The following is an 11,561-nucleotide window of genomic DNA, read 5'->3' on the forward strand; positions in this document are numbered from 1 at the left end:
CGGTAGCGGTCGACCTGCGCATCGAGCGCCGCGCCCGACGGCTCGGGCTGCGCCACGGCGCCGGTCGCGAGAGTGCTTTCCCAGCGCCACCAGGCCAGCGCCATGTGGCGTGCGGTGTCGGCATCGGCATGCAGGCCTTGCGCGAGAAAGGGCAGCATGGCGTGCCGCCGATCGGCGGGCGCGATCGCCGCGAACCGGGCCCAGGCGTCGGCCAGCCCCACATCGGCCGGTTGGRAGAAGCCGCCGATGTCCTCCTCGCGCGCGAGGAAGGTGGCGCGCAACAGCAGCCCCGTCACCGCGCCGGGATGCGCCATCGCATACGCCAGCGCGAGCGTGGCGCCCCACGAACCGCCGACCACCAGCCAGCGCTCGATGCCGAGCGCCTCGCGCAGCGTCTCCAGGTCGGCCACCAGGTGGGCGGTGGTGTTGTCGACCGTGCTGCCGCGCGGCCGGCTCTGGCCGGCACCGCGCTGGTCGGGGCTGACGATGCGGTAGCGGGCCGGGTCGAAGAAGCGGCGCAGCGGCGGCGAGCTGCCGGAGCCCGGGCCGCCATGCAGCACCACCACGGCGATGCCCTGCGGGTGGCCGCTCTCCTCGACATGCAGCACGTGGCCGCCCGGCACACCAAGGGCGTGCAGGCGGTACGGTGCGGTTTCGGCGTAGAGCATGGACGGGGCATGGTAGCCCGCGACCCTGCCGCCGCGCTTCAGTGCTTACCTTGCGCATAGGCCTGGGCGGCAGTGTCCAGCGGCACCGGCTTGATGCGCGAGGCCATGCCGGCGCAGCCGAAGGCCTCGAAGCGCGCGATGCACAGGTCGCGCGCCGCCGCGGTGGCGTCCTTCAGGAAGCGGCGCGGGTCGAACTCGCTGCGGTCGCGGGCCATCGCACGGCGCATCGCGCCGGTCATCGCGAGCCGGATGTCGGTGTCGATGTTGACCTTGCGCACGCCGTGGCGGATGCCTTCGCGGATCTCCTCGACCGGCACGCCCCAGGTCGGCGCGATCTCGCCGCCGTGCTCGCGGATCACCGCCAGCCACTCCTGCGGCACCGACGACGAACCGTGCATCACCAGGTGCGTGTTCGGGATGCGCGCGTGGATGGCCTTGATGCGGTCGATCGCCAGGATGTCGCCGGTCGGCTGGCGGCTGAACTTGTAGGCGCCATGGCTGGTACCGATCGCGATGGCGAGCGCGTCGATGCCGGTCTGCGCGACGAAGTCGGCGGCCTGCTCCGGATCGGTCAGCATCTGCTCGTGCGTCAGCCGGCCGGCCGCGCCGACGCCATCCTCTTCGCCGGCCGTGCCCGATTCGAGCGAGCCCAGGCAGCCGAGTTCGCCTTCCACCGACACGCCCACCGCATGCGCCATCTCGGTGACACGGCGCGTGACGCCGACGTTGTAGTCGTAGCTCGACGGCGTCTTCGCGTCTTCCAGCAGCGAGCCGTCCATCATCACGCTGGTGAAGCCCGAGCGGATCGACTGCAGGCACACCGACGGGCTCGCACCGTGGTCCTGGTGCATCACGATCGGGATGCCGGGGTACATCTCGGCAGCGGCCTCGACCATCTTGCGCAGGAAGGGCTCGCCGGCGTACTTGCGCGCACCGGCCGAGGCCTGCAGGATCACCGGGCTGTCGGTGCGCTCGGCCGCCTGCATGATGGCCTGGATCTGCTCCAGGTTGTTGACGTTGAAGGCCGGCACGCCGTAGCGGTGCTCGGCGGCGTGGTCCAGCAGTTGTCGAAGCGACATCATCGGCATCGGAAGCTCCTCATGCGGCCAGCAGGTTCTTGCGCTGCTCGACGAGCCGCATGACCATCGGCGTGAAGATCAGCTGCATCGCGAGTTCCATCTTCCCGCCCGGCACCACCAGCGTGTTGGCGCGCGACATGAACGAGTCGTGCAGCATCGACAGCAGGTACGGAAAATCGATGCCGCGCGGGTTGGCGAAACGGATCACCACCAGGCTCTCGTCGGCGGTCGGGATGGTGCGCGCGATGAACGGGTCCGAGGTGTCGACCACCGGCACGCGCTGGAAGTTGATGTGCGTGCGCGTGAACTGCGGGCAGATGTACTCCACGTACTCGTGCATGCGGCGCAGGATCACGCTGGTCACCGCCTCGGTCGAATAGCCGCGCGTGCTGCGGTCGCGGTGGATCTTCTGGATCCACTCCAGGTTGATCACCGGCACCACGCCGATCAGCAGGTCGGCGAAGCGCGCCACGTCGACCTTGTCGGTCGTCACCCCGCCATGCAGGCCCTCGTAGAACAGCAGGCTGCTCGGCGGCAGCGGCGCCCACGCGGTGAAGGTGCCGGGCGGCTGCCCGTACGGCGCCGCTTCCTCGTCGTTGTGCAGGTACTTGCGGCTTTGCCCGGTGCCGGTCTCGGCATAGCTGCGAAACAGCTCCTGCAGCTCGGCGAACAGGTTGGCGTCCTCGCCGAAGTGGCTGAAGTGCGGCCGGTGGTTCTGCTCGGCCTCGGCCATCGCCGCCTTCATGGCCTCGCGGTCGTAGCGGTGGAAGCTGTCGCCTTCGACGATCGCGGCCGCCACGCCCTCGCGGCGGAAGATGTTCTCGAAGGTCTTCGTGACCGAGGTGGTGCCGGCGCCGGACGAGCCGGTGATGGCGATGACGGGGTGCAGCGCGGACATGGCGGCGCCCCTCAGACCGTGGCCGCGAACAGGCCGCGCTTGCCGAACAGCGGCGAATCGTAGGCGGCCGCCGGTTCGTCGCGGTGGTAGGTCTCGATGCGCGCCACCTCGTGGCGCGAACCGAAGACGAAGCCGATGCGCTGGTGCAGCGCGTCGGGCTGCACCTCCATCAGCCGCGAGCGGCCGGTGCTCGCGCCGCCGCCGGCCTGCTCGATCAGGAACGAGATCGGGTTCGCCTCGTACAGCAGGCGCAGCCGGCCGGCGCGCGACGGGTCCTTGCTGTCGCGCGGGTACAGGAACACGCCGCCGCGCATCAGGATGCGATGCGTCTCGGCCACCAGCGAGGCGATCCAGCGCATGTTGAAGTCGGCGCCGCGCGTGCCGCTGCGCCCCGCCAGGCATTCATCGACGTAGCGCTTGACGGCCGGTTCCCAGAAGCGGCTGTTCGATGCGTTGATCGCGAACTCACAGGTCTTCTCCGGGATGCGCAGGCCGGGGTGGCTGAGCACCCATTCGCCGAGCAGCGGGTCGAGCGTGAAGGCATGCGTGCCGCGGCCCAGCGTCAGCACCAGCATGGTCGACGGGCCGTAGATCGCGTAGCCGGCGCAGACCTGCTGCGTGCCGGGCTGCAGGAAATCCTGCGGCTGCGGATCCTGCCCGGGCGCGACCGCGCGCAGCACCGAGAAGATGCTGCCGACCGCGACGTTGACGTCGATGTTCGACGAGCCGTCGAGCGGGTCGAACAGCAGCAGGTACTTGCCGCGCGGATGCTCGGGCGGCAGCGTGTACGGCGCCTCCAGCTCCTCGGACACCATGCCGGCCGTGTGACCGCCCCACTCGGTGGCGCGCAGGAACAGCGCGTTGCCCAGCACGTCGAGCGTCTTCTGCTCCTCGCCCTGCACGTTGCCGGTGCCGGCGCTGCCGAGCACGCCGTCCAGCGCGCCATAGGCCACCTTGCGCGCGATGGTCTTGCAGGCGAGCGAGACATCGGTGATCAGCGCGTTCAGGTCGCCGGTGGCCTCGGGATGGCGGCGTCGCTCCTCGATCAGGAACTGGGTCAGGGTCGATCGTCCTCCGCTGAGCATGGCGTGTCTCCTGGTTTACTGGTGGATCGGTGTGCGCACCGGCAGGCGGGCCAGCAGGTCGGCAGGCGCATCGAGGCGCCACACGCCGGCGGCCGGAGCGGGGCCGTAGCCCCAGGCGGCCCACGCGGCCTGGCTGCCGGCGGCGCTCGCGGCGGCCAGGTCGGCCGGGCCGTCGCCGACCATCAGCACGCTGGCGGCCGAGACGCCGAAGCGGCGCGCCGCCTGCTGGATCAGCAGCGGCGACGGCTTGCGCTGCGCCGGCGCATCGGCGCCGTGCACCTGCGCGAAATGCCCCAGCAGCCCGGCGGCGTCCAGCACCGCGCGCGCCAGCGGCGTCGGCTTGTTCGTCACCACCGCCATCGGGTAGCGCCCGCCCAGCCGGGCCAGCAGCGCGTCGACGCCCGGGTAGGCGCCGCCCTGCGCCGACGGCGTGTCCAGCGTGGCGGCGTCGAAGCGCAGGCGCAAGCGGGCCGCGAGCACCGGCAGGTCGTGCAGCCCGCAGGCCTCGAGCGCGCGCACGATCAGCGCGTCGGGCCCGTCACCGATCCAGCCGCGCACGGTGGCCACGTCGAACGGCGGCAACGCCGCCTCGGCCAGTGCGGCGTTCAGCGCCAGCGCGATGCCGGCGGCGCTGTCGACCAGCGTGCCGTCAAGGTCGAAGCAGAGGGCGGCGACCCGCATCACGCGCTTTCGGCGAGATCGCGGCGCTGCGCGTTGACGCACAGCGCGGCGATCGCCTTCGGGTAGTCGCCGCCGCTGAACACCGCCGAGCCGGCCACCAGCGTGTCGGCGCCGGCGGCCACCACACGCCCGATGTTCTTCGCGTTGATGCCGCCGTCGACTTCGAGCCAGACCTCGCGCCCGCTCGCGTCGATGCGCCGCCGCGCGGCCTCGATCTTCGGCAGCACGCCCTCGATGAAGGCCTGGCCGCCGAAGCCCGGGTTGACGCTCATCAGCAGCACCAGGTCGAGCTGGTCGAGCACGTGGTCCAGCACGTTCAGCGGCGTCGCCGGGTTCAGCGCCAGGCCGGCCTTCACGCCGAACGACCGGATCAGCTGGACCGTGCGGTCGACGTGCTCGCTGGCCTGCGGATGGAACGAAATGATCGACGCGCCGGCCTGCGCGAACATCGGGATCAGCGCATCGACCGGCTTGACCATCAGGTGCACGTCGATCGGCACCGGCCGGTCGCCGCGCCGGCAGTACGGCGCGATCGCCTGGCACACCATCGGCCCGATCGTCAGGTTGGGCACGTAGTGGTTGTCCATCACGTCGACATGGATCAGGTCGGCGCCGGCCGCGATGACCGCGCGGACCTCGTCGCCGAGGCGCGCGAAATCCGCCGACAACAGGCTGGGCGCGATGCGGATGGCAGGGTTCATCAGCGGGTCTCCTGGTACAGCGCCTGCACCGGCGACGCGGTGCGGGCCGGGCGCGCGATGCGGATCAGCTCGTCGAGACCGAGGCCGGCCAGGCTGGGCAGCACCAGGCCGGCGCCGCGGAAGTCGCTGTCCTGGGTCCAGAAGGTCGGCGTCACCAGCGTCCACAGGCCGGCGGCCGTGGCGGCACGCAGCCCGTGCGCCGAATCCTCGACGGCCAGCGCCTGCTCGGGCGGCAGGCCCAACGTGTCGAGCGCGAGCCGGTAGATGTCGGGCGCCGGCTTCTTCGCGCGCACCTGGTCGCCGCAGGCGATCACCGCGAACAGGTCGAGCCCGCGCGGGCCCAGCGTGGCGTTGAGCAGCGCGTTGATGTTGGCGGCGGTGGTGGTGCTCGCGATCGCCAGGTGGCAGCCCTGTGCCACCGCTTCGTTCAGCAGGCGCTCCACGCCGTCGCGCAGCGTGACGCCGCCTTCGCTCACCACCTCGCCATAGAAGCGCGTCTTGTCGGCATGCAGTTGCGGCACCAGGGCCAGCAGGCGCTGGCGTTCGGCCGTGCCGAGCGGCAGCGACGCGATGTACGACGCGATGCGCTCCTTGCCGCCCGGCACCTCGAGCAGCTGCCGGTATTCGGCACGGGTCCAGGTCCAGCCGAGCCGGTACTGCTCGAACACGCTGTTGAACGAGATGCGGTGCGCTTCCTCGGTGTCGGCCAGCGTGCCGTCGACGTCGAAGATCAAGGCTTCAATGCTCATGGTCTCGCTCCTGGGGTGGTGCCGGCGAAGACGCGGCTCGCGAGCACGTCTTCGGCCTGCAGGGTGCACAGTTGCTCGCGCGTCAATCGCCRCTCGGCGCCGAACAGCCGCGTCGCGTGGCGCAGCCGGATGCGGTCGAGCGCATTGCGGATCGAGCGTGCGTTGGCGAAATGCGGCTGCTGCCGGCGCAGGCTCAGGTAGCGGGCAAAGGCCGGCTCGGCCGCGTCGTCGAAGCGGTAGTTCAACCGGGTCAGCATCAGCTGCGCGATCAGCATCAGCTCGGCCTCGCTGTAGTCGGGGAAGTCGATGTGGTGCGCGATGCGCGACGCCATGCCGGGGTTGCTGGCGAAGAAGGTCTCCATGCGGTCCTGGTAGCCGGCGAGGATCACCACCAGGTCGTCGCGCTGGTTCTCCATCACCTGCAGCAGGATCTCGATCGCCTCCTGCCCGTAGTCGCGCTCGTTCTCGGGCTTGTACAGGTAGTAGGCCTCGTCGATGAAGAGCACGCCGCCCATCGCCTTCTTCAGCACCTCGCGCGTCTTCGGCGCGGTGTGGCCGATGAACTGGCCGACCAGGTCGTCGCGCGTCACCGCCACCAGGTGACCCTTGCGCACGTAGCCGAGCTGGCGCAGCACCTCGGCCATGCGCATCGCGACGGTGGTCTTGCCGGTGCCGGGGTTGCCGGTGAAGCACATGTGCAGCGAGGGCGGCTGCGACTGCAGCCCCTGCTCGGCGCGCAGCTTGTCGATCAGCAGCAGCGCGGCGATGTCGCGGATGCGGCCCTTCACCGGCGCGAGGCCGATCAGTTCGGCATCGAGCTGGTCGAGCATCGCGCGCGCCGCCGACGCTTCCGGCATCTCGCCGGGCGGCTGACACAGACTGTCGCGGTCCTCGTTCATGGCGCGGTCACTCCTGGCGCATTCCGTACCGTTCGCCCTCGGGCGAACGCTGCACGGCGTAGCTTTCGATGCTGTAACGCAAGCTTCGGCCCTGCTCTTCGGTGCGGATCAGCCGGAAGCCCGGTTCCACCGCCGGCCGGTTGACGATGAAAGACAGCACCACCGACTCGGTGCCATGCGTCGAGTCGAACGCGGTCAGGCGGATGTAGTGGTCGGGGAAGGTCTTGCGGCACTGCCGGAGCTCGAGCATCACGCCGGCCGCGTCGGACACGTCGAACATCGGGTTGCCGAACATCTCCCAGAAGGTGTTGCGCGGATGCGGGTCGTCGGTGTATTCGATGCCGATGGCCCAGCCCTTGCCGAGGGCGTGGTCGATCTGGCGGACGACCTGCACGTCGCTGAGGTCGGGCAGGAAGGAGAAGGTGCCTTGGGTGATTCGCATGCGAGGTCTCCAGGGGTGTCGAGGATCAAGCCACGGCGAGGGTGGGCACGTAGTCGGAGCTGTCGGTGGGCGTGTAGTTGAAGCTGATCTCGCCCCAGGTATCGAGCGCCGCGCGCAGCGGGCCGCACCATTTCGCCGCCTCGGCCAGGATCGCCGGGCCTTCGTTCGCGATGTCGCGGCCCTCGTTGCGCGCCAGCACCATCGCCTCGAGCGCGACGCGGTTGGCAGTGGCGCCGGCCTGGATGCCCTGCGGGTGGCCGATGGTGCCGCCGCCGAACTGCAGCACCACGTCGTCGCCGAACAGGTCGAGCAGCTGGTGCATCTGGCCGGCGTGGATGCCGCCGGAGGCGACCGGCATCACCTTCTTCAGCGCGCCCCAGTCCTGCTCGAAGAAGATGCCGCGCGGCAAGTCGACCACGGTGTGGGTGTCGCGGCACACGTTGTAGTAGCCCTGCACCGTCATCGGATCGCCTTCGAGCTTGCCGACGGCGGTGCCGGCGTGGATGTGGTCGACGCCGGCCAGGCGCATCCACTTCGCGATCACGCGGAAGCTCACGCCGTGGTTCTTCTGGCGGGTGTAGGTGCCGTGGCCCGCGCGGTGCAGGTGCAGGATCATGTCGTTCTGCCGGCACCAGTGGCTCATCGACTGGATGGCGGTGTAGCCCACCACCAGGTCGACCATCAGGATCACCGAACCGAGCGACTTCGCGAACTCGGCGCGGCGGTACATCTCCTCCATCGTGCCGGCGGTCACGTTCAGGTAGCTGCCCTTGACCTCGCCGGTGGCGGCACTCGCCTTGTTGACGGCGTCCATCACGAACAGGAAGCGGTCGCGCCAGTGCATGAAGGGCTGCGAGTTGATGTTCTCGTCGTCCTTCATGAAGTCGAGGCCGCCGCGCAGGCCTTCGTAGACCACGCGGCCGTAGTTGCGCCCGGACAGCCCGAGCTTGGGCTTCGTGGTGGCGCCGAGCAGCGGCCGGCCGAACTTGTCGAGCCGCTCGCGCTCGACCACGATGCCGGTGGGCGGGCCGGCGAAGGTCTTCACGTAGGCCACCGGGAACTGCATGTCCTCGAGGCGCGCGGCCTTCAGCGGCTTGAAACTGAACACGTTGCCGATGATCGACGCGGCGACGTTGGTGATCGAGCCCTCCTCGAACAGGCTCAGGTCGTAGGCCACGTGGCAGAAGTACTGGCCGGGGTTGTTCGGCACCGGCTCGACACGGTAGGCCTTGGCGCGGTACATGTCGCAGGCGGTCAGGCGATCGGTCCAGACCACCGTCCAGGTGGCGGTGCTCGATTCGCCGGCCACCGCGGCGGCGGCCTCGATCGGGTCGACCCCGTCCTGCGGCGTGATGCGGAACAGCGCCAGGATGTCGGTCGCCTTCGGCACGTAGTCGGCGTTCCAGTAGCCCATCTGGGCGTACTTCAGTACGCCGGCCGAATAGCGTTTCCTGGCATCGGTGATCTGCGTTGCGTCTTTCATGTGGCCCATGGACACTCTCCTTGCTCGGTTGAGTCGAATGTAGGGATCGCGATGCATTCGGAATAATTGATTCTTTTCGTCAACCCATAAGCTTCGACTGATGCTCAAGAACGCCACCTTCCGCCAGCTCGCGGCCTTCCATGCGGTGTCGCGGCTGGGCAGCGTGTCGCGTGCCGCGAGCGAGCTGCACCTGACACAGCCGGCGGTGTCGATCCAGCTGAAGCTGCTGGAGGAGAGCGCGGGGGCGCCGCTGCTGGAGAAGAGCGGGCGCGGCGTGCGCCTGACGGCCGCGGGCGAGCTGATGGCCGGCTATGCGGCGCGCATCCTCGAGCTGTGGCGAGAGGCGGGCGACGAGATGGCGGCGCAGCGCGGGCTGTTCTCGGGCACGCTGCGGGTGGGTGCGGTGACGACGGCGGAGTACCTGCTGCCGCCGCTGCTGGTGGCCTTTGCCGGCCAGCACCCGGAGGTGAAGGTGAAGCTGCAGGTGGGCAACCGCGACGAGATCGTGCGCATGCTGGCGACGCAGGAGGTCGACATCGCGATCATGGGCCGGCCACCGGCCGAGCTGAAGACGACGGCGGTGGCGTTCGCGAAGCACCCGATGGCGTTCCTCGCGTCGCCGGAGCATCCGCTGATGAAGCAGCGCCGGCCGGCACTGGCCGACCTGGTGGAGGCGAACCTGCTGGCGCGCGAGCGCGGCTCGGGCACCCGCACGACGCTGGAGCGGCTCTACAAGGAGGCCGGCGTGCCGCTGCGCATCGGCTCGGAGATGTCGAGCAACGAGGCCATCAAGCACATGTGCGCCGCCGGCTTCGGCGTGGCCTTCCTGTCGCTGCACACCTGCGCGCTGGAACTCGAGGCGGGGCTGCTGGCGGTGCTGCCGATGGCCGGCAACCCGCTGCAGCGGGATTGGTACGCGATGCACCTGGCGTCACGCCGCCTGCCGCAGGTGACGTCGGCGTTCAAGCAGTTCCTGGCGGACGAGGGACAAGGGGTGATCGATGCGCGGCTGCGGGGGCTGCGGCCGGTGGCGAAGCGTCGCGCAGCGGCCCCGAGGAAGGCATCTTCGCGTTGACCCTTCACGTCGACCCGGCCGGCGTCAGCAGCTGCAGTTGCCGCCACGCCGGCGCATCCACCGGAAACGCCACCGCGCCGGGTGCCGCCAGGCACAGGTGCTGCGCGGCCGCGATGCGCTGCCGCTGGTAGCCGCGCCTCAGCACCTCGACGCAATGCGGCGGGCTCATGACCTGCCCGAGGAAATGGCGCACCCCGGACCTGAAGCGGCCCGCCTGGCTGCGCCACCAGGCCGCCACCGCCGCCTGCTGCGGCCACGGCAGGTCTTCGTCCATGTCCATCGCCACGCGGTCATCGGCAGGGTCGTCGCCAGGTCCGGCATCGATGTCGTCCGGTGCCGGACGGTCCAGCCCGAGAGCCGCCAGGTCGGCGCCGGTGATGAAGCTGAAGGCCTCGCCGGCCGGCCGCGCGGTGGCGGGATCGCCCATGCGCTCGATCAGCCACTCGGCATAGCGCACGTCGCCCGTGTGCCCGACGCCCGCGATGAGCGCATGCATTGCTTCGGGCTGAGCCGCCAGCAGCGCCAGCAGCGCGCGTGCGTCGGCTCCGTCCAGCACCTTCAGCACCCGGCGCAATGCACGCTGCTGCCACGGGCTGGACGCCGCCGCCAGCAACGACAAGGCGTCGATCGAACGCCCCCGGTCGCCCAGCAGCAAGGCCGCCGCGGCGGCCCGGTAGCGGCACTCGGCATCGCCATCGGCCAGCGCCCGCAGGCAGGCCGGCAGCAGGTCCACGCGCCCCAGTTCGCCGGCGCAGCGCAGCGCGCGGGCGCGCAGCGACGGGTCGGCATCGTCCAGCGCTGGAGCCAGCGCGGCGCCGGGATCCACGCGGTGGACCGCGCAGCCAGCCAGGCCGATGCGCCGCCACAGCGGCGATGCGGCGTGCAGCATCGCGCGGATCGTCCCGCGCAGGAACTGCGGCGACACCCAGCCGAACGCGGCCTCCAGCATCGGCACCCAGCCGGGCTGCTGCTCGGCCAGCGCCAGCAGTTGMGCCACCTGCCGGCCGTCGCCGCGCTCCAGGGCCAGCAGCGCCAGCGGTGCCGCGGCCCACGGCGTGCCGTCGGCCAGCAGGCGCCTGCAGGCATCCCAGGCCGTCGACGCCTCGCGCAGCCCGTCGACATGCGCCGCCAGCCGGCTGTCGAGGGCCTCCAGGTCGTCGAGCAGGTAGTGCGGCTGCGCGACGGCCAGGCTGCGCAGGTGCCACAGGAAGGCGGCCTGCCCCGCATGCTCCTCGGCGATGTCCTCGTACCGGTCCATCGGCCTCAGGGCTGCTGGCGGGCCCGGTAGCGGTACGGCGGCCCCGGCAGCTCGTCGTCATCGGGCAGCTCGCCCGGCGACGCGAGGAACGGGTTCGTTCCCGGATCGAGGCCTTGCAGCCATGCATCCCAGAACGCCTCGTTCTGCGCAGGATCGTAGGCCTGCCCCGGGTCACAGGCCTGCGGCGGCACGGGCGCCCCCTCGGACGGAAAATTCTCGAACAGGTCTGGCTTGCGCTGCGCGAGCTCCACGTCGATGGCATGGAAGCGCAGCAGCCGGTGCATGCACGCCTCCCACCAGTCGTCGAAGGGCCGGGGATCGTTCAGCACATGGCGCACGAGGCTGCGCATCCACACCGCCTCGCGGCCCGGATCGGGATCGGTGCCCAGGTCGTGCAACGCGTTGTCCAGCAGCGTGATGGCCGCCCGCAGCGGCCCGAGCACCGGGCCGGCCCACACGCTCTCGTCGAGGTCCACCCGCACGCAGTACGCCGGGTGCACCGCGCCGGCCCACGCCGCTGTGATGTACAGCACGGCCTCGTGG

Annotated in this window: 13 protein-coding genes; 1 reads left to right on the forward strand and 12 read right to left on the reverse strand. The window is 70.6% G+C overall.

Annotated features, from left to right (window positions below):
• The 10 genes from AC1D12_RS12320 to AC1D12_RS12365 form a co-directional block, all read right to left on the reverse strand.
• On the reverse strand, window positions 1-668 hold a 668-nt coding region (locus AC1D12_RS12320; RefSeq protein ID WP_477840656.1), incomplete at its 3' end, for an alpha/beta fold hydrolase.
• Between the two features lie 38 nt (window positions 669-706).
• The gene (fba, locus tag AC1D12_RS12325) at window positions 707-1,756 is read right to left on the reverse strand and encodes a class II fructose-bisphosphate aldolase (RefSeq protein WP_477840658.1); all 1,050 of its coding nucleotides are present in this window, start codon (window positions 1,754-1,756) and stop codon (window positions 707-709) included.
• A 10-nt stretch (window positions 1,757-1,766) separates the two neighbouring features.
• A complete protein-coding gene (locus AC1D12_RS12330; protein ID WP_047502220.1) occupies window positions 1,767-2,645 on the reverse strand; it encodes a phosphoribulokinase in 879 nt (292 codons plus the stop codon).
• An 11-nt stretch (window positions 2,646-2,656) separates the two neighbouring features.
• A complete protein-coding gene (locus AC1D12_RS12335; RefSeq protein ID WP_477840659.1) occupies window positions 2,657-3,730 on the reverse strand; it encodes a class 1 fructose-bisphosphatase in 1,074 nt (357 codons plus the stop codon).
• A gap of 15 nt (window positions 3,731-3,745) precedes the next feature.
• Window positions 3,746-4,411 (reverse strand): HAD-IA family hydrolase, encoded by a 666-nt coding sequence (locus AC1D12_RS12340; protein WP_477840661.1) that lies wholly within the window; start codon window positions 4,409-4,411, stop codon window positions 3,746-3,748.
• Complete coding sequence (gene rpe, locus AC1D12_RS12345; protein ID WP_465112192.1) at window positions 4,411-5,112, reverse strand: ribulose-phosphate 3-epimerase; 702 nt, start codon at window positions 5,110-5,112, stop codon at window positions 4,411-4,413. The genes AC1D12_RS12340 and rpe overlap by 1 nt, the downstream gene beginning before the upstream one ends.
• Window positions 5,112-5,861 (reverse strand): HAD-IA family hydrolase, encoded by a 750-nt coding sequence (locus AC1D12_RS12350; protein WP_477840663.1) that lies wholly within the window; start codon window positions 5,859-5,861, stop codon window positions 5,112-5,114. The genes rpe and AC1D12_RS12350 overlap by 1 nt, the downstream gene beginning before the upstream one ends.
• A complete protein-coding gene (cbbX, locus tag AC1D12_RS12355; protein ID WP_477840672.1) occupies window positions 5,858-6,718 on the reverse strand; it encodes a CbbX protein in 861 nt (286 codons plus the stop codon). The genes AC1D12_RS12350 and cbbX overlap by 4 nt, the downstream gene beginning before the upstream one ends.
• 49 nt (window positions 6,719-6,767) lie before the next feature.
• Window positions 6,768-7,202 carry a ribulose bisphosphate carboxylase small subunit gene (locus AC1D12_RS12360; RefSeq protein ID WP_465112190.1) on the reverse strand — a complete coding sequence of 145 codons (435 nt, stop codon included), beginning with the start codon at window positions 7,200-7,202 and terminating at the stop codon, window positions 6,768-6,770.
• A gap of 25 nt (window positions 7,203-7,227) precedes the next feature.
• A complete protein-coding gene (locus AC1D12_RS12365; protein ID WP_465112189.1) occupies window positions 7,228-8,694 on the reverse strand; it encodes a form I ribulose bisphosphate carboxylase large subunit in 1,467 nt (488 codons plus the stop codon).
• Window positions 8,695-8,785: 91 nt separating this feature from the next.
• On the opposite strand from AC1D12_RS12365, the gene AC1D12_RS12370 reads away from it, so the two are divergent.
• The gene (locus tag AC1D12_RS12370) at window positions 8,786-9,760 is read left to right on the forward strand and encodes a LysR family transcriptional regulator (protein ID WP_477840666.1); all 975 of its coding nucleotides are present in this window, start codon (window positions 8,786-8,788) and stop codon (window positions 9,758-9,760) included.
• A gap of 4 nt (window positions 9,761-9,764) precedes the next feature.
• Here AC1D12_RS12370 and AC1D12_RS12375 read toward each other — a convergent pair whose 3' ends face one another.
• Window positions 9,765-11,018: a TIGR02270 family protein gene (locus AC1D12_RS12375; protein ID WP_477840668.1), complete on the reverse strand. Its 1,254-nt coding sequence runs from the start codon at window positions 11,016-11,018 to the stop codon at window positions 9,765-9,767.
• A 5-nt stretch (window positions 11,019-11,023) separates the two neighbouring features.
• Window positions 11,024-11,561 (reverse strand): hypothetical protein (locus AC1D12_RS12380; RefSeq protein WP_477840670.1); only part of this gene is annotated, 538 nt, incomplete at its 5' end.

It is taken from the genome of Rhizobacter sp. P1_G5, from assembly GCF_056405435.1.